Origin of the sequence: Burkholderia sp. EMB26 (genome assembly GCF_024730645.1) — a bacterium.
Taxonomy (GTDB): Bacteria; Pseudomonadota; Gammaproteobacteria; order Burkholderiales; family Burkholderiaceae; genus Burkholderia; species Burkholderia cenocepacia.
The window spans coordinates 317,447-337,462 of sequence record NZ_CP078071.1 but is presented as its reverse complement, the minus strand read 5'-3'; the positions used below and the strand labels follow the sequence as shown (position 1 = coordinate 337,462).

11 protein-coding genes are annotated in these 20,016 nt (G+C 61.7%); 2 read left to right on the top strand and 9 right to left on the bottom strand.

All coding sequences use genetic code 11. The features are described from left to right. Positions 1–126 precede the first annotated feature (126 nt). From KU887_RS18200 to KU887_RS18175, 6 genes are all read right to left on the bottom strand, one after another. Positions 127–1,380 (bottom strand): oligosaccharide flippase family protein, encoded by a 1,254-nt coding sequence (locus tag KU887_RS18200; protein ID WP_253566768.1) that lies wholly within the window; start codon positions 1,378–1,380, stop codon positions 127–129. A gap of 38 nt (positions 1,381–1,418) precedes the next feature. Then, positions 1,419–2,609, bottom strand: coding sequence for a glycosyltransferase family 4 protein (locus KU887_RS18195; RefSeq protein ID WP_258257003.1), 1,191 nt, complete (start codon positions 2,607–2,609; stop codon positions 1,419–1,421). A 306-nt stretch (positions 2,610–2,915) separates the two neighbouring features. Beyond that, on the bottom strand, positions 2,916–4,727 hold the full coding sequence (locus KU887_RS18190; protein ID WP_212137742.1) for an alpha/beta hydrolase: 1,812 nt from the start codon (positions 4,725–4,727) through the stop codon (positions 2,916–2,918). A gap of 209 nt (positions 4,728–4,936) precedes the next feature. Next, positions 4,937–6,082: an acyltransferase gene (locus KU887_RS18185; RefSeq protein ID WP_080330950.1), complete on the bottom strand. Its 1,146-nt coding sequence runs from the start codon at positions 6,080–6,082 to the stop codon at positions 4,937–4,939. Positions 6,083–6,256: 174 nt separating this feature from the next. Beyond that, positions 6,257–7,681: a DUF6418 domain-containing protein gene (locus KU887_RS18180; protein WP_258256999.1), complete on the bottom strand. Its 1,425-nt coding sequence runs from the start codon at positions 7,679–7,681 to the stop codon at positions 6,257–6,259. A gap of 196 nt (positions 7,682–7,877) precedes the next feature. Continuing rightward, positions 7,878–10,193: a GNVR domain-containing protein gene (locus tag KU887_RS18175; RefSeq protein WP_258256995.1), complete on the bottom strand. Its 2,316-nt coding sequence runs from the start codon at positions 10,191–10,193 to the stop codon at positions 7,878–7,880. A 673-nt stretch (positions 10,194–10,866) separates the two neighbouring features. On the opposite strand from KU887_RS18175, the gene KU887_RS18170 reads away from it, so the two are divergent. Beyond that, positions 10,867–12,048: a polysaccharide biosynthesis/export family protein gene (locus KU887_RS18170; RefSeq protein WP_012493286.1), complete on the top strand. Its 1,182-nt coding sequence runs from the start codon at positions 10,867–10,869 to the stop codon at positions 12,046–12,048. A 240-nt stretch (positions 12,049–12,288) separates the two neighbouring features. On the opposite strand, the gene KU887_RS18165 is transcribed toward KU887_RS18170, so the two are convergent. The 3 genes from KU887_RS18165 to KU887_RS18155 form a co-directional block, all read right to left on the bottom strand. After that, complete coding sequence (locus KU887_RS18165; RefSeq protein WP_258256994.1) at positions 12,289–14,679, bottom strand: hypothetical protein; 2,391 nt, start codon at positions 14,677–14,679, stop codon at positions 12,289–12,291. 75 nt (positions 14,680–14,754) lie between these two features. Then, positions 14,755–16,515: a right-handed parallel beta-helix repeat-containing protein gene (locus tag KU887_RS18160; RefSeq protein WP_258256993.1), complete on the bottom strand. Its 1,761-nt coding sequence runs from the start codon at positions 16,513–16,515 to the stop codon at positions 14,755–14,757. Between the two features lie 40 nt (positions 16,516–16,555). Next, on the bottom strand, positions 16,556–17,188 hold the full coding sequence (locus tag KU887_RS18155) for a glycoside hydrolase family 55 protein (RefSeq protein WP_258256992.1): 633 nt from the start codon (positions 17,186–17,188) through the stop codon (positions 16,556–16,558). 581 nt (positions 17,189–17,769) lie between these two features. Between KU887_RS18155 and KU887_RS18150 the strand changes: the two genes are divergently transcribed. Next, positions 17,770–19,971, top strand: a complete 2,202-nt coding sequence (locus KU887_RS18150; protein WP_205672090.1) for a glycoside hydrolase family 3 C-terminal domain-containing protein — start codon at positions 17,770–17,772, stop codon at positions 19,969–19,971. The last annotated feature ends 45 nt before the right edge of the window (positions 19,972–20,016 follow it).

The following is a 20,016-nucleotide window of genomic DNA, read 5'->3' as shown; positions in this document are numbered from 1 at the left end:
CGAGGCCGCGAGCCGCGTCATACCCCGCCGCGCTCGCGCCTGCGGTCGTCGCAATCAAGACACGCACCGTCGCCCTGCCTCGCAATCGTCGTGACGGCAGCGCAACCTGTCGCCTCGCGAACCGCGTTACCTCGATCTCGCCGGCATGTTGATCAGGCCAACCCGTTCGCGGAAAAGCACGTACATGAGTACGACGGCTACCGTCGTTTCGACCATCAAGACGGCAATCGCCGCCCCACGCTCCGCAAACAGCGACGCAAGCGGCGGCAGTATCGTGACGTTCAGCAAGCCGGACGAGATCAGAATGGTGCTGAAGACACGCTTCATGCCCAGCGGCAGCATCGTTTGAACGCCAAAGAGATCGGTCATGCATGCCATGAACGGTACCAGGGCGAGACAACGCAGCACGGCGACTGTCGGCTCGAACGTGGTTCCGTACAGGATCCGGACGGCGAGCGGCGCGAACTCGTAGATCGTTGCCGACATTGCGAGCACGAGCGCGCCCTGCACGACAATCAGCTTGCGCAGGAACGCAAATGCTTCGTCACGTGCGTTATGCATCAGGTAAGTGATATGCGGGTATGTCGTTGCCCTCAGCGGCTGCAGCATGCCGACAGCGGCACGGATCAGCTTGTCGCCGGCGGCAAAATAGCCTGCGGCGACATGACCGGAAACGATACTCAGCAGGACGGTGTTGGTCGATGCGTAGAACGAGATCGACGTCGACGCGAGGAACACCTGCGTGCCGCCTTTCAACGCTTCGGTAATATCGGCGAACCGCACGCGGACACGCGCGATCTCACGGCAAAAAAACAGGTAAGCAAGCAAGGTGACTCCGCAGAGCAATGGTACGGCCGCGTTGATGGCGACCGCGTACAGGATATCGTCCGGGGTGCGAACCCACAGGAAGAAGGCGGCGACGCTAAGTGCGCGATATCCGACCACCGTCATGCTGAACACGCTCAGTTTCTGAATGCCCTGAAAGTACCAGCCTGGCGTGAGCGCGGCGCCGATTGCCATCCCGAATTCGAGCAGCAGCGCCGTGCGCTCGGCCTCGAAGTACGGAATCAATGATGTCATCGCAACGAGGACTGCGAAGCCCGCGACGGTTATCAGCCACTGCGCGCTGATGGTCGTCCAGAAAATGCTCGATCGCTCGACCTTGTCGCGCGCAAGCGCGACACGCGGCGTTGCCGTCAGGTCGAAGCTGTAATTCACCAGATTGATGAAATACGTGGTCACCGCGAGCACGAACGACAGCCGACCGTACTGTTGAGGGCCGAGCACACGGGTCAAGAGCGGCAGCGTGACGAGCGGCACGACGTACGTCGAGATCTGCAACGCAAACAACATGGCGAAGTTTTTTCGAACGGCGGTCATCGTGCTTTCTTGACTGAAAATGGACAGTGCATCGCCTGTCAACAGGCATGCACGCGCGGTGCATGCTGGTCGATGCCGAGTGCAGCATACAGAGACGACGCGTAGCAATCGACCGAGTAACGCGACCAGTCGTAGCGACGTGTGCCGTCGTCGAGGTGGGCGCGTAGCGCGTCGATTGCCCGCGAGAACGCTTCGGGGGTGTTGCGATAGAGGATCTTGTTGCCGATCTCGTCGCCAAACGTCGACAAACTTCCGATGTCGTTCACCAGTACCGGCAGGCCCAGGACCGCGGCCTCGACTATCACGAGGGGGGCGTTTTCCACCCAGATCGACGGAAGCACAAGCGCGTCGTGCGTCGGCAGCTCGGCGAACAGCGCGGCATGGTCGAGACGGCCGGCAAAGCGCAGCCTTCCGTCCTTGACGAGGCCGGCGTGGCATTCCTGGAGACGAGCGCGCTCCGATCCTTCGCCATAAACGGTAAGCGATGCAATCGCTTCACCGGCGGAATCGGCCATCAGCGCGAGAAACGGCGCCAGGCCCTTGTCCTCTTCGATACGACCGACGAACGCCAGATCCAGACGCGCGCGCTGCGCCGGTTTCGGTGCGCGGGGAACCAATGCCGCGTCGATCGGATTCGATAGCAGCGTGGCGCGGGTGCGCCCGAATCGCGCGATCAGGTCGCGCATGAACGGGCTTGGACACAGGATTTCGTCGAACAGGCCGAGCGGGTCGAAAAGCGCATTGACCGTGTGCCAATGCAACTTCTTCACGACGTCGTGGAGAATGCCGTGCGGACTGGCGACAGAGACGAAGCGCCGGACGCCGTGCAGCTGGTCGAGCGACAACGGCTTCGTCTGCCCGCCGGAATAGATCTGCAGGCTCGGATTGTAGAACACGAGATGGTAGTCGTGCGCCGTCATGTAAAGGCTACACCCCGAGCGCCGCTTGTAGCGGGCAAGCACGGGCAGGATCGCGCTCGACAGGCGATTGTGATAATTGTGTACGAGAATGCGTTGTGGCCGAAACCGGTCGAGCAGCGCGCCGAGCGCATGCGCAGTCGCACGCGACCACACACGGGCGCGCCGAATATTTTCGTCCCCGGGCAGCGCATGCTCGTCGAAGGTTTCGACCGACACGTCATTGCGTGCGCGCAGCACGTCGACGGACATTCGGTATACCTCCTCCGCGCCTCCCTTTCGAACGAAGTCGTTGATGACCAACACGCGCATCACGCCGGGCCTCGACGTGCATCAGGCCCGAAGTTCAACGCCCCGTCATCGTCTTCGCGTCGAGACGCGATCTGCGCAATATCACAGACCGCTTGCAAACAGTAAAATTTACGCAATTTCCGGCAGTCGTGGCAAGTTCGTTTCATCGGCATTCCTGAGCGGAGCCACGGCGCTACGTGCGTCTGGCGAGTGGCCCTGTGAAACACTACGTCGCTACGATAACGTACCGGAAACGGCGAATCTGTTCGCATGGTCACTCAGAACCGGTTCACCCTACCTGCCCGGCGGCAACGGTACCGCTGCGACCTAGAGTGTCGATTCGGTGCGCCGCTTGCGTGAATGCGACGCCATCACACGTTTCGTCTTCTCCGTTGCCGCCAGTTCCGCCGGTGCCCGCCAACCGGCAAGCAGCCCAGTACACCGGTCGATGACATATTGCGCGGCGGCAGTGCCGTACAATGAATGATCGACGGCATCCCGCAGATCGACCGACATGTTCGGCAAACGGGCAAACGCACGCGAAGCGGGACCAAAATGCCGTACCAGCGTATCGACACCGGGATCGAACGTGCCGTAAATCAGATGGGTGCGAATGCCGCGCGCCGACATGTCGCGCAGCAATCCTCGCGGCGTATCCTTGCCCGGGCACCACCCGACCCGTTCCGCGGCACGCATGACCGGCACCCACATGAAATCTGCGACGAAGCGCGTTAATCCGCGCAGAACCGGACGCAGATCACGACCACTGCGCAGCAGGCGACGCCACTTTCCAATACTGCGCAACGATGCCAGATAGCCTCGCATCGAATTCGTCTGATTCTTGATCACGTTCGCGAGCGTCTCTCCGCGAGGCCACACGAAAACCGGGAGATTGATCGCGATCGCGCCGGCAAGCTGCCCGCTCGACGCGGCATGAAGCGACGTGTACGCGCCGGAGCAAATCCCGAATGTGACAACCTTGTGATGCCCGGCCTCTTTCAGCCACTCTGCCGCCGAAACCATGTCGGTGATCACCTGATCCGAATACGGGATGTCCGATTGATCGTCACGCGCATGCGTGCCGCTGTCGCCGATTCCGCTCGCATCAATCCGCAGGCTGCAGATGCCTTGCGCGGCGAGCGACCGGGCCAGCCGGACGGCGAAACGTCCGTCCGCGACGCGCGAATTGGCCGCCGTATTCGTGATCAGGAGCGTTGGCGCGGCGGCCCGCATGATGTCGTCGGTCGGCTCGCACAGCACCCCGACCAGTTGCTGGGGTCCCACGCGAACGATTCGTTCGACGCTCCCTTTTCCCGTGAGTACCACGCCGGGGTCGAGGCATCGCGCGGGCGCGTTGACGGCCGGCTCGGGATCGTCGTCGAACCAGCCCGCAATCGTGTCGAGCAATGCCGCCGGCCACCGCGACCAGTGCGGCTCTCGCATTGCGGCCGCCCAGTCCGCGCATGCATGAACGCTGACCGCGACACCACGTGCCTGCAACGCGTCCGATAGCATCGCACTGTCGCCGTACGGTGCATCGACAAGCAATGCGCGCGCCGGCAACGTGCCCGATTGACGGGCAGCCTGCAACAGATCGATACGCCGAAGCGCGTCGACCAGATCGTCGGGGTACGTGTGTCCGAGTATGTTCAGGGGTTTCTCGTCGCGAACCGCGCCTCGCACGGTCGGCGGGGCGTTGTCGAGCCAATGTTGCGCGACGACGGAGAGCTCGCGGAGGTAGCCGCGACCGCGCACGACGGGCGCAAGCGCGACGAAACGCGTAAGCCCGGGGATGCCGTCCGCGGCGAGAAGCGCCACGGCCGCGCCGGCACGCACCCCGATGAGCGTCAGACGGTCCAGCGCGACGCGCTCTCGCAACGCGTGTACGGCGGATCGAACGCTACCGAGCATCTGGCCGAAGCGACCGGGATCGCTTTCGTCGCCGAGCGAATCGCCACTTGCCGGGTAATGAAAGCGCAGCACAGGAAAGCCGCGCTCCGAAAGATGCTCGGCGAGTGAACGCACGAGTTTGTGAAGCCAGAGTGCTTCGTGACCGAGCGGCTCGCAAATGACGATGCCGTGTGTTCGGGTGCCCTCGTGAAGCCAGCCGACGCATCCATCAAACTGGACAGGTGTCATGGTCTTATCCTTGTTTTAATAAACGCTAGTGAAATCCGTTACAGGGCGTGTTCCCGGTCAATCGCCCGGGACCAACCGATATCCGTTTCATGCCGACTCCAGCATCCCCCGGAAGATATCGGGCGCCGTTTCCCGCTCCCGCGAACCATCCGCGTTTGATCTTTTCCAACCGGCCCTGGTGCCGCGGGCCGATCTGCGCCAATCAAGCGTCAGCCATCAGCCTCGCCGGAGGCAAACAGATTGCTTCTCCGGCGCGCGGTGAGCGTACGCGCAAACTGCACAAACGGTGCTTCGCACAACCGATAGCCGGCCCAAGACAACGGAATCAAAGGCAGGATCGGTACGATCATGTAGAGACCGAGCGGCCAACCAGTAATGTGGAAACGCTGGCACAACCAGAACATTGCAAACAGCGGAAGGCTATGCAGCAAGTAGATCGAGTAACTGATCTCGCCGAGCCATGAAAGCAGGCGAATGCGGAGCTTCAGAATCGTCGCCAATGCGGTGAACATCACGATGCCGATGAAGTAAGCGAGCGAAGTCGGAAAGTGCTCCATGTTGTGATGTCGCCAATCGCTGAGCGCCCCCATCAGCGCGACACTTGCCATCACCGCCGTCAGGCCGGCTGCCGCCGATCGGTAAGTGATCGCGATTCGGCCCGGAGCACCACTCCACGGCCATCCCGCGCGCAGCAATTTGAGAGGCGTGTCGTATGCCCGGCGAAAGCACGCGCCCCAAAACATGATGCCGAGATGATATGGCATGGTCTTGTATTCGCTGGGCATACCGGCCGGAGCGAGTTTCAATCCGACGATCATCACGAACAGCCCTGTCAATCCGATACTGACAACGCACAGACAGAACATCCGGTGAAGTACGCCGCTCCAGAACAGGACCAGACACAGCCCGTAAAAAACCAGTTCTGTCTCCAGCGTCCAACCATGCGGCAATATCAGGCTCTCTCCGAATGCGGCGGGCATCATGGTCACGTTCGCGACGATTCCATCGACATCCATCTTTTTATCGAACAGATACCAATGGACAAAATATCCCAAAGGCAGCGCCAACCAGTAAGCCGGGTATAGCCGGAAGAATCTTCGAACGAGAAACCGCTTCGTTCCCGCACCAACCTCCCCGTGCAGGCTGCTTGGAATCAGCATGCCGCTGATCGCGAAAAACACCACCACGCCAACACGCCCGAAGTTCATGGAGCGCTGCAGCGTATCGAGCATGTATTGCGAGCCCGCCAGCGGAGCGAATCGCTCGGCATAGTGCGTCCATATGACGAGTATCACCGCAACCGCGCGCATGGCATCGACATGGTGAAATCGCTTCGAATCGTTCGAGTGGGACATGGCTGAAATAGTAAAAACCGGGGTGTCTCGTCACGACTTTCCGGCGCTGCGATCGAAGTCGAATCCATCGCCCGTACGTTCGCGACGCGACATCCACGCTCGACGCATCGACCGAAACGGTTCCGGTCGTCGACATCGCCTTCGTTCCGCGCGACGACCCAGGCGCATGCCGCCTCAGCTCGCGCCGGAATGCTTCCGGTCGATCACGTACCACCAGGCCAGCGCGGCCAACGCATAGAAAGCCGTGCGCGAACCGAACATCATCCAGTAATCGCCTTGCTGAACGGCAAAGGTCGCATACGAAAAGACCTTCGCCATCAGCCACAACATCACAACCCCGCCACGCATCGTGACCAGGATCTGCAACGCGGCCAGCGCGCCGTACACGACGCCGGTCATCGCGACGAAGGCCGCCCCCCCGGCATAACCAAACCAATACACCGGCACCGCCATGTTTCCCATCGTGAACGTGACGTCGTCGAAGATGTAGGCCTTGAGGAGCTGAGGCTCCATATACGAAACCATCAAGTCACGCAAACCACTCGGTTGGGAATCGTCGAAAAAGGTCGGCATCGTCCAGGAAGCGAGAGAGTTCACGAAACGCCAAAAAGCAGCCGCGCCACCCAGCGCCGGCGCCGCGAACATGCGTGCATCACCGTCCACCACGTACCACGGCTGCCCCTGCAGCAGAAAGCGCGACGAGATCACATCGGCCACTTCCAGCCCCTGCCCCCGGTAGGCGTAAATGATGGAAACGGTGCCGAGCAACAACGCCAGTCCCGCACCGATACCCAGATAACGCACGACCGGTTTGCCGTTCATCGCATGAATCGCGATGAACGGCGCCAGCGAGCACAGGCCGATATGCAGCACCGCCATGAACTGCTCCCCATGCAGCACGTTGAGCCCGAGATCGACCGCCATCGTGACGATCGCCAACCACCGGATGCGTTTATTGGAACTGGTGGCGATGGTGCCCAGCAAAAAACCCATGAAGGTCTGATTGTTCAGGAACAGATTGAACATCGCGCCGTTCGACGCGTCGTTGCGCAACGCATACCGGTTGATGCCGGTAAACAGCGAGAATCCCGACGTCAACCCCGCCAGCACACCGGTCACGATGATCGCGGCCGCAAGTGCGAACCCCATCGCCACGCTGACAGGTTGCAATGCAATCCGTGCCCTGATCGACTTGTGCGACGGGCGCTCATCCAGGAACCGGTCGAATGCAACGAGCGCACAGACGACAAAAATCAGATAGAACGAAAGGAGTCGGCTGAAAGCGCCAGTCGCCTCACCCGAGATATCGGTTTCCCGCAGGTATCCACCGTCCTCCAGTCCCACGCCGGCAAGAAATGCGGTCAGCCCGATCGCGAGCACATAGAGCACCGTCACGGCAAACACCGGGCGATACTTGATCAGGACGACGAGCCCCGATGTTGCCAACAACAACGTGCATGTGGCGCTCTCCGCTTTCATTCCGAGCGCCGGCATCATCGCGTTGATCACAAATGCAAGCGCGAGTAGCGTCGATATCGTCACCCCGGTTGCGGATATGGGGCCGGTGTCCGGTATCGCTCGCGTAGTCTTATCTATCATGCTGCAACCCGAAATTCGTTCCACCGGTGGCACCCCGGTCGAGCCTGCGCACGCGCCGGCCGCCGCATGATTGCGCCCTTGCGCGAACCTGCGCCGGTGCCCCAACGTGCATCGCGCTTGTGACGGGCGCGCTGAAACATCCCGCCATATCGCTTGTTTCCGTCATGAACCAGTGAATCGACTCGTGCAAGCGACATCAGGCAACATTTCTCAGCAGTCCCTTTCTTACCCGCTCCCATGCCCTGAACAGAAATGCATTGGGTACGACGTCGCCCGGCTCTATCCGCGACTTGACTGCTTTCGTATGTCGACGGACGTTCGCGTAATGGCTCCACTGCAACGGTGAAGGCTGAAAGCCGTTGAATACCAGCCCGTCTACCTTCACGCCGACCCGATTCAAATTCCGGATCGCATCCACCACGCCGGCGTAGCTGACCGAACCTTGTCGCGCCACCATCAACGTGACGTCCATGAGCCTCGACAACATCGCGACGTTCGCCGCCGGGCGCGCCGACGGCGCATCCACGACGACCACGTCGTATTCGCTTCGCCATGCGGTGATCAACGGCTCGAGCCGTTTCGTTTCGAACAGGTGTCGCCACGGCTCGACACGTTTTCCGGCAGGCAGCACATCGAAATTTTCACGGATGTGGACGATCGCCTTCCCGAGTTCCAGCGAACCGGTCACGACATCCGACAATCCTTTCTGGTACTTCACCGCCACGTGTCGATCTCCGCCCGATTCGTCCGCATCGGTGCGCACAAGCAAGGTTTTGAGACCGCTTTCCGATAAGAGGTAGGCGAGATTGGCGGAGATCAGCGACCTGCCCTGCGCCGGCTCCGGCGACGTGATCAGAACGACCCTTGATTTCCCCTGCTCAGCACTCGGCCCGTAACGCAGCAACAGAGCCAGATTGTCCAGCGCTTCGGTCAGCGGCGTATCCGGATACTCCCTGGCAGCAATGAACGCTGCCCGGTCTTTCAGGTCGGCCTCGACCTGATGGGGCGAGACCGGGAGAATGCCCAGCACCGGGACGCCGGCCACTTGCTCCAATTGCTCCGGATTCCGGACGCGCTGGAAAAACAGCGCGCAGCCTTGTGCCGCAGCAACGCCCAATATCAATCCGATTGCCGCACCCAGCACGATGACGAGCAGGCGCTTCGGCTGAACCGGTTTGTCGCTGACATCGGCCTTGTCGATGACGGACGCATTGCCGACCGTGCCCGCCTTGGCAATTTGCAGCTGCTGCGCGTTGTTCATCAAGCCGATATAGAGCTGATTATTGACATCGACGTCGCGTGACAGACGCAAATAGGTCTGCTGCTGCGACGGCAAGCGCGCAACCCTGCTTTTCAATTCCGCCGACTGTTGATCGAGCGTCTTCAGCTTGCTGGCTACCGCGGTGAGCTGAGGCTGTCCGGCGACATACTTCGACGCCAGATCCTGATACTCGAGCTTGGCTTCGAGCCGTGACTTTTCGACCAAGGCCAACTGGTCGATAAGCAGTTGCACATCACCTTGCGCATCGATCGACCCCTGCGCATTGCGAAACTCGTTCAACGCATGTTCAGCCTGCTCCAGTCGCTTCTTCACCAGCGGCAATTGCGTGTCGAGAAACGTCAGACTGTGTTCGGCGTCCTCCGAGCGTCGCTTCGCCTTGGCATCCAGATAGGCGGCGGCAATGGCGTTGAGCAGCCGCGCGGCAAACACCGGGTCGGGGTCCTCGAAACTCAGTTGCATGATGCCCGACTGGCGTTTCGTTTCCGCGCCGTTCAGTTTTTTCAGGACCGCCTCGAGTCGCACCGGCGTGGCGACACGGCGCACGCGGAATTCCGTACCGACGCGTGCCACGATGCGCGATATCTCTACCCGATATCCGTTGGCTTCGCTCGGTTGGCCGACTTTCCCGGTCAACACCTCTTGATCATTGCTGTCCTTCAACAGGAAGCGATTGCCGTCGAGATAGTCGAGCTCCAGTTTCTTGCCGAGCTGCGCATCCGGAACGTCGAATTTGGTGAACTCGATCCTCTCGCCGCCCCACGCCCAGAACGGCGTATTGAACCACGGCTCGACGAGGCCATTGCGATCCTTCGGCAATATCGAACCGAGTAAACCGCCAACGAGCGGAATCGTATTCCGGACCGACACATCCACCTGCGCGACGGTAGCGTCAATGGCCTGGGTGACGACCGCGCGCGAGCGCGCGATATCGATCTCGCCGACTACGGCCGAGTTCTCGATATCCAGCGCGTTCGAAATTTCGGATAGCGAACCGAGCGCACTGTGCTTGTTTTCCTGGACCTGGATCAACGTATCCACGGAGTACACCGGTGTTGCCGCAATGGCATACACGAGCGCCAGCAGCAAACATCCCAGGAAAACGGCCAGGAAAACACGCCCGTGATCGAACACGTTTTCCAGCAACTGGACCAGCGTGAAGTCAACCCCGTTGCGAGAAACACTTCCCGGCCGGTCTCGGGATTGCTTCGATGAAGGCCTATCCAATGTCATGCATACGCTCCCAAATTGCCATTCTGACGGGCATCCTGTCACCGTGCGTGCTATTGATCACGCATGTCGCGCCAGTCGATCCGGGTCATTCTCTCGGCACATCATGCGAGGCACTTGTCTGCGTCCGGCCGCCTGCATGCACGACCGCACCGCCGAGTCCCGAACAGAAACAAATGCCCTTTCCTGTTCAGGTCACTATGCGATAAATGCGTGGTTTTCTGAGTGCGATTCCTTACATTAAGAAGCTCCGAGTAAGCGAACCTCCGGGTTGCCACCCCGTCTCGTACGACGTCGAGGAGCGGTTCGACACAACGTGCCCGGCCTCCCTGAACTCATTCGCTCGACAAGGTTTGGCCCTGTTTTTGGCCCACGTCAGCCACGCATCTCGAGCGGCCAATATGTCCTGCCATCCGCGGCTTGGTGAACTAACGCACATCCTTTTTTCCGTGGTTCATCCAACATGATCCATGCGGGAATCAATCTCGGGTCGGCCGGCTCACCCGACAGCATGCGATGACGTCGAGGCGTCCGACAGTCGGTTGATCGGGACGGCCAGCATATGGGCAGGGGGATGAACGCCCGCCATGTCTGTCGCCGGCGGCCCGGAAAACGGCGAGTATCCACGCATGTGCGTCGCATCAATGTTTCTCGTTTAACCATGCTGAATGACGACATGAGCAACCACCAACGATTCGACACGTCAGTGCCGGACCAGAACAACCCGACAGGACGCCGAATGCGCGCTGCCCTTTACCTGGCGATTTCCGCCCTGCTTTCCGCCTGTGCCTTTGCGCCGGGCCAGCACATGGCATCCTCGCCTGCATTGCCGGTCACGACTGACGAGAACGGTGACGTGACCAGCGACATGAAGGTTCCGGTCAAGCAGATCGACCTGACGCTGATCGGGCTGATTCGTGCGCAGCAGAAGAGCCACTCCGCGTTGCCCGTTCCGGACAATCTGCTCGGCAAGCCGAGCAGCTACAAGCTCGGTCCTGGCGACGTATTGCAGATCACCGTGTGGGATCACCCCGAATTCGCTACCGCCGCCGGCCAGCCGACGCCGAACACCAAGTCCTCCGACGCCGCGCCTGGTTTCGTGATCGATGGCGACGGTAACGTGCAGTTTCCATACATGACGCGACCGATCCACGTGGCAGGAAAAACTGCGGCGCAGGTTCAGCGGGAAGTCAGTGCCGAGCTCAGGAAGGTATTCGTGAAGCCACAGGTGACCGTTCGCGTGGCGTCGTTCCGCGCGGAGCAGGTGTATGTGGATGGTGAAGTGCGCGCACCCGGTTCGCAGGCGATCAACGACATTCCGATGACCCTCGTCGAAGCGGTCAATCGTGCCGGCGGCTTTGCACCGACCGCGGATCAAAGTCGTGTAACGATTACGCGCAATGGAACGACGTATCCGGTGAATGTCGCGCGGATGATGCAAACGGGCAAAAACCCCGCCGCCATCATGCTGCAGCCAGGCGACCTGCTCCACGTGAGTGCACGCGAAGACAACCCCGTCTACGTGATGGGTGAGGTGAACAAACCGCTGGCCGTGCCGCCGCAACGTGACGGTTCGCTCACGCTGAACGAAGCACTCGCACAGGCAGGCCAACTGAACCAGCAGACGTCGAATGCCAAACAGGTCTTCGTACTGCGCAAGGCAGACGACAGCGATCCCGTGGTCTATCGACTCGACATGAAGTCGCCGGTTTCGATGCTGCTCGCGAACCAGTTCCCGCTCGCGTCGAAGGACATCGTCTATGTCGACAATACCGGGCTCGTCCGGGCCAGCCGCGTGTTGAATCTGCTGCTGCCGGCGATCAGCGCGGGTTTGACGGGCGCACTGATCACCAAGTGAGCCCGCGTGTCGGCCTCGGGCAAGCCGGCGTGCGAGCCGGACCTACACCACCCGGTGATGCACGCCGCTTCATTCATCCGGGCGGGAATACGCCGCGACCTCGCGTGAGCGACACGATGCGTGTCGCCATACGATGCACGATCAACGAGACGACTCCCCGCCCGGACTTTCAGCGCCCGAACGGCGTGACGTACGCGGGTGACCGCTACGTTCTCAATAGGCCATCACGCCCTCGGATTGCTAACCACCACACCACTTGTTCAGCGTCGCGTCGAACGTAAAGGTCAGGACCTGCCCGCTCGCCATGACGACGTTTCCCCCGGTCGTCGTCTGGATGTTCGCGTTGTTCGCGATCGTGCAGTTGCCGTTGGTCGCGATGATCCTGACCGACTGGCCGTCGATCCCGCCGACCAGGTTGGTCAGCATCGTCGGCGACGCATAGTTCGCCGTCAGTTTGCTGATGCCGGTCACGCCGGGCGTCGAACTGGTGCCGACGAAGCCGTTGGACCAAACCGCCAGCGCATTGCCCGCGCTGTCGGCCGTCGGCACCCCGTAGCTGTAACGGACCAGCCCCGTCGCATTTTCGACGTGGAATTGCCACGGCCACATCTGCAGCAGGCGCCCGCTGGCCCACGCGCTGTTGACCGCGCGTCCGTAGCGGTCCTCGGGAATATATTTGTAGCGCCCGGAAACCCCGTTGCCTTGCGACGCATCGACACATATCTTCGAAAAGTATTCGCCGGCGGGAATGTACGCGGTACTGGATGAAGACGGCGTAAACGTATAGGTGTCGGTTCCGGCCGTGACGCTTCCGGAACGCGCGATCGTGCCGGTAATGCCGAAAATGGTCGCCAGCGTCGTGTCGCCGGTCCCGTTGACTGCGTTGACCGGCATGAAGATCGACAGGTTCGGCGTCGTACCGAACGACCAGCCCGGAATCGCGACGGCGCCCGTCCCCGTCAACACCAGCGCCGAGGTGACCTGCTGAAACACGCTGTCGGTCTCGCAATCGATTCTCAGGTTGTACGGACTCTCGGTGGAAATGAATACCGCCTCGGCGCATCCGAAATAATTCCTGAACCTGATCGTGTTGTAGCCGATGTTCCCGATCGTCACCCCCTTCACCGTCTTCGGAAATGCGAAGGTAAATTCATTGTCCGTGGGATAGACATTGAAATTCGGGTTCGGCAGAATCTCCGCCGCGTAGTCGTTACGTGCGCTCAACGGGAAGTTGATGTCGAACAGGCAGTTGGTGACTTGCCCGATGACGCTGAACATCCGCCCGCCGCTCAGCCCCATCGTGGTCATCCGGTCGTGCAGCACGATGTTTCTCGCTTGGATTCCGTACAGCGAAACACCGGTATTCGACGTGCGCCGGTCCTGCACGGCCAGTGCGGTACCGTAACTGAAGATGATGTCGATATTGTTCAGGTTGAACAGGTTCGATGAATCGGACGTAGGGGCAGCCGGGCTGTCATCGAGGTAGATGCCGAAACTGGGCGTATTCGTCGACAGGTCGCCGCAGTGTCTGATCTTCATCGTGTTCAGATTGACTTCGCGCACGGTGGCGCGTGCTTGCGTCGATCCGCTGCCGGTGTCCATCCACAGCACGCCGCCGCCGCGAAAATACAGACAGTTCACGTGAGCGACGTCGAGCCAGTCCACGTTGCCCTGCAACACCAGCCCATGTTGCAGCGATGCGCATGCGCGATTGCCCTGAAGGGTAAAGTCGCGCAGGACGCACCCGGCGAGGACGGCCATGTTGGACGTCCATGACACGTTGCCGGTTTGCGGCAAATCCGTCGCTTCATTGTTGAAACCCGCGTTCAATACCGTCAGGCATTGGCCGCTGACCCCCGCGCCGAACTGGATGATCGAGGTGCGGGCCGAATGCCCGAACACGGCGATCGGCTTCGTGATCGGGGGAAGCGCGAGGCTGGAATAGTAGACCCCGGCAGGCAGGTCGCCTTTGACCGGCCAGATGGTCATCAGGTAGTTCAACCAGGCCGTCAGGGCCGGGCCGTCGTCATTGCCATAGACCACATTCGCCCCTGTCGCCGACGCATTGGCCGCTTTCGCGAGTGTGACCTGCGTTGCGCTGACGAACGCCGCGATCGTGGTGGAAACGACCAGCGTTGCAGCGCCGCTGGCGTTCGTCGTCGCAATGTCGATACGCTTGCCGACGTCCGCCGCGGTGAACGCCGCCGAGGCCGACGAAAACGCGGTGGACCCCGATGTCGTGACGCCATCGTTGACGATCCTGGTGTTGCCCTTCGCACCAAAATATTTGGCGCTGACCGGCAGATTGGCCGGAAGCGCTGCCGGCAAATCCATCCATACTTGGGCGGTACCTGCGGCAAGATTGACGACCGCACCGCCATTGCTCGACGCCAGCACGGTGGTGCGCGACAGCGTGTTCGCGCTGGCGTTGTATGTGCCGATGCCGATCTCCCAGTTCCCGCTCGGGACACCGGTACCCGTTACGGCTTGCAGCCCGTAATAGAACGTATCGGCATTGGCGCACACGGACGAAAATGTGCGGAATCCCGTCATTGCACCGGCAAGGGACAACGCCCCCGTACCGGTGGACGTGGTCGTTTCCTGAACGCGATCCTTGAGCTGGAATGCCATATCGATCCTGAGAGTGTGGTTGACAGATTCGTTTGATACCTGCTGGTCGCCTGAATGCCGGAACGGCGCCGTGCGTTACTGGCCCAGCCGCGGAATCATCGTGACAGCGGGCGCAACGCTATAGGTGACCGTCATCGCGTCGCCGGGCTTGAGATCGATCATCCCGTTCGTCAGTCCGCACGCATAGGCAGCCTGCCCGTTTCGGGACACGCCGATCGACGACACGGTGCCTCCGGCAACCGACAGGCTGACCGCGCTCGGGTAGGTGTTCGCGAACGTCCATGGCGAAGCCCCCACCGCCTGCACAACCGGCGTCAGTTGCACACCGAAGCCGACGAAACCGTTTTGCGCGATGTTGTCTTCGCTCCACGACGTGCAGGCCCATGAGCTCGACGAGATCAGCGCATCGATCGCGCGTGGATAGTTGACCGGCTGGGCCATGTAGTTTCCGCGCAACTTGAGCGATGCGCCGGCCGCGAGCGCGCCGACCGTGACGAGGCGGGCGAAGCCGTTGCAGCAGCCGATGTTTTCACCGGTATTGCCGCTGACTTCAGTGAACGACGTACAGGATCCGTCCACGTAGATTGCATCCTTTGCGATGCCGGAGAATTGATTCTTCGAGACGATGCACCCTCGCGTGTTGTACAGCGCGATGCCGGAAACGGCGCTCAGTCCGCCAGTGCCGGTGAACGTGATCGATGTGCCGCTGGCGATTCCGCTGCCCGTGACATTGTTCGACAGCGTCACGGTCGGACCATTTCCGTTACCGGAAACCGACGTCACGTACGTGCCGACCGGGATATTTGTTCCGGTGACACCTTGTCCCACCGCGCAGCCGCGTGCCGACGGATACGGCGTGAACGTCAGCGTGTTGGTTCCCGCCGCGGCAGCAGCCGATGTCGTGATCGTTTGGGACGTCATGCAAACCATCGGGGTAAAGACGATCGAAGCACCGCTCGCCACGGTGCCGGTCGTCGCCTTGCTCAGCGTGACCACACTCCCCGTCACGCCGGTCACGAAGGTGCCGGCCGCGATGTTGGTCCCGCTGACGCCCTGTCCGATCGACACGCCTGTCGTTTCGTCTCCGGGCGCGCCGAAACCGTAGTTGTCGTTGTAGGGCACCCCCGTCGTCGTGGCAAACGTCAACGATGTCGCGCCGCTCGCGGCCGACGCGGTAGTCTTGATCGTCGCGCCGAACAACCCGACCCCGGCGAAGATCACGGTTCCACCGCTCGGCACTGTCGCATTCTGCTCGAGCGTGACCGTCGACGCGCCCGCCGCCATGACTGTACCGATCGGCACGCTGGTCGACCCGTTGAAATACCAGGCCGCCATGCCGACCGCGACACCCGGGGTATTGGCAAAGTTCAGCGTCGCGGCGCCCGACGTCGCGGCGATCGTCGTCAACGGGAATCCGTTCTTGTTGTTCGGATCCCATGCATTGGTGATCGTGTTCTGCGAGATGTTGACGTGGATGTTGTTTCCGCTCGGCTGCCACAGCCCGATCGGCGCCCCCGCTGCATTCTTGATCGTGTTGTTGACGATCGTGATGTTCGAATTGTTGAAGCCTGCCGTCGCGGTCACGACCAATGCGCCATAGCCGAGCGGTCCATTGGGCGCATTGACTATCGCGCCGATGTTGGATTGAACGCCACACGTATCCAGGAGGTTGTTCGCGACCGTCACATTGTCGTTGCCGTACGACTGATACACGCTCGTCAGTTCCGACGCGACATAAATACCGGCCGCCATCGGGTTGTAGATCTGGTTGTCGGCCACGGTGATGTCCTGAGCCCCGACGATCGCGATGCCGCGTGCGTATTTGGTGCCTACCACCCGGTTATTGGCGATCGTGATCCGGCGAGGCCGGACGCCCTCATTGATTGAAGTAACCGACCACCGCGAATGCGTCGTCGCCGCCGTTGATCACTTCATTGTTCGTAATCGTGATATCCGCGCTGGCCTTGGTTACATGAATGCCGTCATGCCAGATGTCGAGCAGCGTATTGCCGAACACCTTGCCGTTGACGCAACTGCGCATCAGCGCGCCGCCACCGGCCGCATTGTTGAACTTGCACCCCGAGATTTCGAACTGGCTGCAGTCCCGCAAGTTGATCGAGCCGGCGTTCTCGTCCGGGTAATACGCGGTCGCATTCGCTGAAAAGAATTGCAGATTGCGGATGTTGAAATGACTGGCGCCGCTCCAGTAAATCGCCGAATTCTGGCCTTGCGATGTCGTGCATTGCAGGATCGAGTCCCACCCTGCGCCGACGATCGACGCCGCTGCCTTCAGCGTATTGCCGTACAGGTAAGTCCCCGGCGGGAAATACAGCGGAATCCCCGCGTTGAGCGCCACCTGAAGCGCCGCCGTGTCGTCGGTCACGCCGTCACCCTTGACGCCGAACCGCCTCACGCTCATCGGAAGATCGACCAGTTCCTGCAGAAGCGGGCGGGCCGTGAGGCCGGCCGAGGTACCCACAACGTATGTAGCCGGAAATTCTGCTGTCATTCAAACGCTCCATATCGTCGCAATTCAATCGCGATCCAAACAAGTCGGCAATCAACGGGAATGAGCGCGCACGGTCGTTCATACACGCCCGCGCCAGAATAAAAGCGGCGAATTCGACGCACAGTGCGTGAAATAACCCAAGTCTCCGTTCGATGCGCATGCAACGAATCGATCTGCGCCCCGCCGACTTACCCGCAAAACCGCTTTCCGCCCAGTACTTCTTACCCGATCACACAGCCTCGATCGGGAACGATGACCGCCTCCCCACGCCACCTCGCGCGACTACGAAATAAAGATCGCACGTATCGGTAGAAACACCGATGCTGTATTCAAACTACATTCATACCATTAGTCGCAGCAGAGAATCGCTACATCCGATTCGACAATGCCGGGCGGCCTGCGCGTCGCCGCCCGCATTGACCGGTCGAGCCCAACCGGCCGTAACGATTCCCCGACTGGCCTGGCATGCCGACGCGCAACCACCCTGCATCGCCAGCCGAATGCGTCCGGTGCGAATCCACCGGACGTGCGCAGCTCCAGACATCATCCGAACAACCGGCAATACGATCATGGAGAGCAACATGCGGGACACCCTCTGGCCGGCCGTCGTGCTGGCAGCGACCCTCTGCACCACCGCCTACGCCAGCGACGCCGATTTCAATGCGCAGGGCGACGCCACCGACGCGTTCGCATCGGTGGCCGCGCAACGGCGCGCCGATCTGCTCGTGCGCAAGATGACGCTCGACGAGAAACTCCAGTTCATTCATTCGCAATACGAAATGTCGAAGGTGCCGGGCGGCGGCGCCGGGTACATCCAGGGCGTGCCGCGCCTCGGCATTCCCGATCTGAACATGGTCGATTCGGCCACCGGCTCCGGCAGCACGTCGCAGGCCAGCACGACGTTCCCCGCCACGATCGCGGTTGCCGCCAGCTGGGATCGCCGGCTGTCGTACGACTTCGGCAAGCAGGTCGCGATCCAGTTGCGCGCGCAAGGATTCGGCATGGGGCTCGGCGGCGGCACCAATCTCGCGCGCGAGCCGCGCGGCGGCCGCCTGTTCGAGTATCTCGGCGAGGATCCGTTGCTCGCCGGCGATCTGCTCGCCGAACGCACGCTCGCCACGCAGCGGCAGAAAGTCATCGCGACGATCAAGCACTACGCGGGCAACGAGCAGGAGCACGGCCGGATGGGCGGCAATACGCAGATCGACGAACGCACGCTGCGCGAGCTGTACCTGCTGCCGTTCGAGATCGCCGCGAAGCGCGGCCGACCCGGCAGCGTGATGTGCAGCTACAACCGCCTGAACGGCGCCTATGCGTGCGAGAACCCTCACCTGCTGAACGACGTGCTGAAGAACGAATGGGGCTTCCAGGGCCAGGTGCAGTCCGACTGGGGCGCCACGCACAGTACCGCCGCCGCGATCAACGCCGGGCTCGACGAGGAAGAAGACGTCGGGCCGAGCGTGTACCTGACGCCGGCAGCCGTCAAGCAGGCGATCGCGAACGGCTCGGTGTCGACCGCGCGCCTCGACGACATGGTGCGCCGCAAGCTCGCGGTGATGATCCGCGTCGGCGTGATGGACGATCCGGCCAAAGGCGGCGGCACGATCGATTTCGCGGCCGGCAACCGGTTCGCGCAGGCGGCTTCCGAGCAGTCGATCGTGCTGCTGAAGAACGACGGCAACCAGTTGCCGCTCGTCGCGTCGGCGCTGTCGCGTATCGCCGTGATCGGCGGCCATGCGGATGCGGCCGTGCTGTCCGGCGGCGGCTCGGGCAACACGCGCGATCCCGTAACGGGTTCGTTCGCAGGCTGCGGCGGCCTGACGTTCGGGTCGTCGACCGGGTGCAGCTGGTGGCGCAATCCGTGGCTGAAGGTCGACGTGCCGATCGTCGCGGCGATCCGCGCGCTGGCGCCGGCCGCGCAGGTCACGTATGCGGGCAACAGCGACCAGCAGTCGCCGTTCCGCGCGTACACGCAGCAGGAGATCGACCAGGCCGCGGCGCTCGCCGGCCGCTCGGACGTCGCGATCGTCGTGGTCGCGCAGCCGGCTGGCGAGGATTTCGGCGACCTGCAAAGCCTGAGCCTCGCGAACCCGTCGAACCAGGATGCGCTCGTCGAAGCCGTCGCGCGTGCGAATCCGCATACGATCGTCGTCGTCCAGAGCGGCAATCCGGTGCTGATGCCGTGGAAGGACAACGTGTCGGCCATCGTCGAGGCATGGTATCCGGGCGAAGCCGGCGGCAAGGCGATCGCGAACGTGCTGTTCGGCGCGGTCAACCCGTCCGGCAAGCTGCCCGTGACCTTCCCGGCGCGCGATCAGGATTCGCCGACGTGGGGGCAAAACGGCGCGTTCGAGACCGACCCGGTGTACGCGGAAAAGCTGAACATGGGCTACCGCTGGTATGACGCGCGCAACATCAAGCCGATGTTCGAGTTCGGCTACGGCCTGTCGTATACGCACTTCGCGTATTCGGGACTGTCGGTGTCGAAGCAATGGGATGGCTCGCTGAGCGTCGCGTTTACCGTGCGCAACGACGGACGCGTGGCCGGCGCGGAAATACCGCAGGTCTATCTCGGCGTGCCGTACAAGGACGAGCCGCCCAAGCGGCTGGTCGGCTGGGAGAAGATCCGGCTGAATCCGGGCGAGGCACGGCGTGTGCACATAACCGTGTCGCCGCGGATGCAAAGCGTCTGGGATACGTCGCGCAACGGCTGGCGGGTCGTGTCGGGCGGAACCGTGTATGTCGGCGCGTCGTCGCGCGATATCCGCTTGCAAAGCCACTGAGCGAGCGACGAAGAAGCGGCCGGGGGCGCCGTGCATCGCATGCGC

Excerpts from the sequence above, each read along its gene's own strand:
- KU887_RS18200 (WP_253566768.1), bottom strand. The coding sequence starts at position 1,380 with ATGACCGCCGTTCGAAAAAACTTCGCCATGTTGTTTGCGTTGCAGATC.
- KU887_RS18195 (WP_258257003.1), bottom strand. The coding sequence starts at position 2,609 with ATGCGCGTGTTGGTCATCAACGACTTCGTTCGAAAGGGAGGCGCGGAG.
- KU887_RS18190 (WP_212137742.1), bottom strand. The coding sequence starts at position 4,727 with ATGACACCTGTCCAGTTTGATGGATGCGTCGGCTGGCTTCACGAGGGC.
- KU887_RS18185 (WP_080330950.1), bottom strand. The coding sequence starts at position 6,082 with ATGTCCCACTCGAACGATTCGAAGCGATTTCACCATGTCGATGCCATG.
- KU887_RS18180 (WP_258256999.1), bottom strand. The coding sequence starts at position 7,681 with ATGATAGATAAGACTACGCGAGCGATACCGGACACCGGCCCCATATCC.
- KU887_RS18175 (WP_258256995.1), bottom strand. The coding sequence starts at position 10,193 with ATGACATTGGATAGGCCTTCATCGAAGCAATCCCGAGACCGGCCGGGA.
- KU887_RS18170 (WP_012493286.1), top strand. The coding sequence starts at position 10,867 with ATGAGCAACCACCAACGATTCGACACGTCAGTGCCGGACCAGAACAAC.
- KU887_RS18165 (WP_258256994.1), bottom strand. The coding sequence starts at position 14,679 with ATGGCATTCCAGCTCAAGGATCGCGTTCAGGAAACGACCACGTCCACC.
- KU887_RS18155 (WP_258256992.1), bottom strand. The coding sequence starts at position 17,188 with ATGACAGCAGAATTTCCGGCTACATACGTTGTGGGTACCTCGGCCGGC.
- KU887_RS18150 (WP_205672090.1), top strand. The coding sequence starts at position 17,770 with ATGCGGGACACCCTCTGGCCGGCCGTCGTGCTGGCAGCGACCCTCTGC.